Source organism: Pseudoalteromonas prydzensis (assembly GCF_011050055.1).
In the GTDB taxonomy this organism is placed as follows: domain Bacteria; phylum Pseudomonadota; class Gammaproteobacteria; order Enterobacterales; family Alteromonadaceae; genus Pseudoalteromonas; species Pseudoalteromonas prydzensis_A.
In genome coordinates this window covers 1-2,657 of record NZ_DRGM01000017.1, presented here as the reverse complement: position 1 = coordinate 2,657, position 2,657 = coordinate 1, and the positions used below count along the sequence as shown (strand labels likewise).

Here is a 2,657-nt window from a genome sequence, read left to right as displayed (position 1 = left end):
TTTCTTAGATACTGAAAACGAGAAACGTGTAGAAAATATTAACTCAGACGGCAGTATTTCAGCAGAAGGCACTGTTTACGGTAATAACTATCGTGACGACAGAGGCCAGTTAGATTTCTCTGCAAGCTGGGATATTAACGAAAACGTGACCTTAGTAGGTAATGCGACTAACTTAACGGGTGAGCCTTCTATCTACCTATCTGAACTAGGTGGTGCTTGGAAGTACACTGAAGCGGATCGCCGTTACAGCTTTGGTATTCGTGCTAAATTTTAATTTTCCCTAGAAACTAAAGCCTGCTTTTATGCAGGCTTTTTTACGTCTATAAAAAATGACACTTTTGTTAAAACACAACACAATTTTTATAACTGAATATTTATTTAAAGCAATAAAATTATCATTGAATAATACTCCAAACTAAAATTTAGCTACCGTGTAAACAATATCAACCTCCTGCACATCACCTTTAGCGCACAACATAAACACCATAAAAATTCCACCAAAACCAAGTAACCTTGCGACTTGGTTATAAAGTGTCTAGTATCCTAAATGCCGTACTCATAATTGGTACGAAAAAGGATTAACAATGTCTCTAAAATATATAACAACAATATCAATCACATTATCATTACTATTATTAACAGCATGTGGCTCTGGGGGAAGTGAAACAAAAGTGGCTGTAAATACTGAAATAATAAAATCAACAGCAATCATTAATAACAGTCCCCTAAATGACTACAAAATAATTATCTATGGAAATAGCCATAGTTCGCAGTTAGGGGGATTATTAAATACGATTATTACAGCGCAATTACCTAACACTTCAGTTAAAACGATGACTGTCAGTGGCCGATTTTTAGATGAAATAGTCGCCGTAGATGCGAATGTCGATAAATTAAAAAGTGATAATTGGAGTCATGCTATTTTTCAAGGACAAAAGTACTCACAATCAGGTTCGACTGACTACCCTACGAGTGCAACTGAGCGATTAATCTCGAACGCAAAAGAGCATAAAATCACACCAATTTTATTTCCGGAGCATCCTCAAAAAGGGGATCCCACAGAAGCAAAGCTGGTTTACGACCTCCATTTATCAATCAGTAAAAAACAACCTAGCTGCATAGCGCCTGTTGGCTTTGTATGGAATCGAGTATTAGAAATAATGCCTAGTATAAACCTTCATAGTGCCGACGGTAATCACGCATCCTATGCAGGCAATGTCCTTACAGCGATGACCTTTTATCAAATCATTACCTCAGAATTAACAGACACAATGCCATTTATACCTGCTATAGATTTAACACAGCAAGAACAAGCCTTATTTGCACAAGTAGTAACAGAAGTACTTGAGTTATATCCGGCATGTGGAGCTAAATAATCTTAAAAAATTTAAAAACTAAATTTTAGATTTGGTTATTTCCAGAGGCGTTCGATATCAGTAGATTAATACCATGCACATAATCTGACTAAAAAGACAAACGCCTCAGGAGCATTAACTTTTATAATTAACTTTTCTGCCAAATTATAAATTTAATATCTTGATAAATAATCACCTGCAATTTATTAAAATAACCACCGTCCTAGCTATACTTATTTTGTTATTAAATTTACTATCGAAGCGTTACCACCAACAGGAAAATTGCAGTGCTGTCGCGTTTATATAATTTTATGCCGGGTTTAGATACATTGCTGCACTACGAGCGACAATGGTTTGCTGATGATGTCAGAGCGGCGCTATCGGTAGCTGCCGTAGCTTTACCTGTTGCCATTGCTTACGCACAACTAACCGGTGTTAACGCCGCCGTAGGGTTATATTCTTGTATACTGCCAATGATGCTATATGCTCTTTTTGGCACTTCCAAACAACTAATAGTTGGCCCTGATGCCGCCACCTGCGCCGTTATTGCAGCCGTAGTAACCCCTCTTGCTGCAGGTGACAGCTTTAAACATTGGCAACTTGTTGTCACCATGACCGCTATGACCGGCCTTTGGTGTTTTATAGCTAGTAAATTTAAGCTAGGCGTATTAGCAGACTTTTTATCTAAACCTATTTTAATGGGCTTATTAAATGGCGTAGCCATCACTATTATTGTTGGTCAATTTTCTAAAGTATTCGGTTTTACCTTTGACGAGCGCTACCTACTTGAACGCCTAGGTGGTGTACCCACATACCTAGCGCAAACACATGTTCCCACCTTGTTAATGGCCTTGTTCACATTGGCGGTTTACTTTGCCATGAAACGCATAAAACCCACGTGGCCGGCATCAATGTTTGCCATTGCATTTGGTGCGATTTTGGTATGGATTTTTGATTTAAAACAACTTGATATAAAAACTATTGGCACCGTAACTGGCGGACTTCCCGTTTTTAATACTCCTGTTTTTGATTTAGGAATTATTCGTGAGCTAGTGGTACCCGCACTTAACTTAGCCATCGTGAGCTTTGTAAGTATGATGCTAACTGCCCGCAGCTTTGCTGCTAAAAATGGCTACGACATAGACGCCGATAAGGAATTTAGAGCGCTAGGTATTGCCAATATAGCGTCAGCTCTTTCGCAAGGTTTTGCAGTTAGTGGCGCCGACTCACGCACCGCTGTTAACGATGCAACGGGTGGTAAAACGCAGTTAGTATCAATAATAGCAGCGGCCATTATTGCGG

Annotated in this window: 3 protein-coding genes; all 3 read left to right on the top strand. The window is 38.8% G+C overall.

Translation table 11 applies throughout. The features are described 5' to 3' along the window. A partial coding sequence (locus tag ENH88_RS01320; RefSeq protein ID WP_304178665.1) for a TonB-dependent receptor occupies positions 1-274 on the top strand: 274 nt, incomplete at its 5' end. Between the two features lie 310 nt (positions 275-584). Beyond that, on the top strand, positions 585-1,376 hold the full coding sequence (locus tag ENH88_RS01315) for a hypothetical protein (RefSeq protein ID WP_304178662.1): 792 nt from the start codon (positions 585-587) through the stop codon (positions 1,374-1,376). A 266-nt stretch (positions 1,377-1,642) separates the two neighbouring features. Then, positions 1,643-2,657, top strand: a 1,015-nt coding sequence (locus tag ENH88_RS01310; RefSeq protein WP_304178658.1) for a SulP family inorganic anion transporter, incomplete at its 3' end; no start/stop codon positions are given.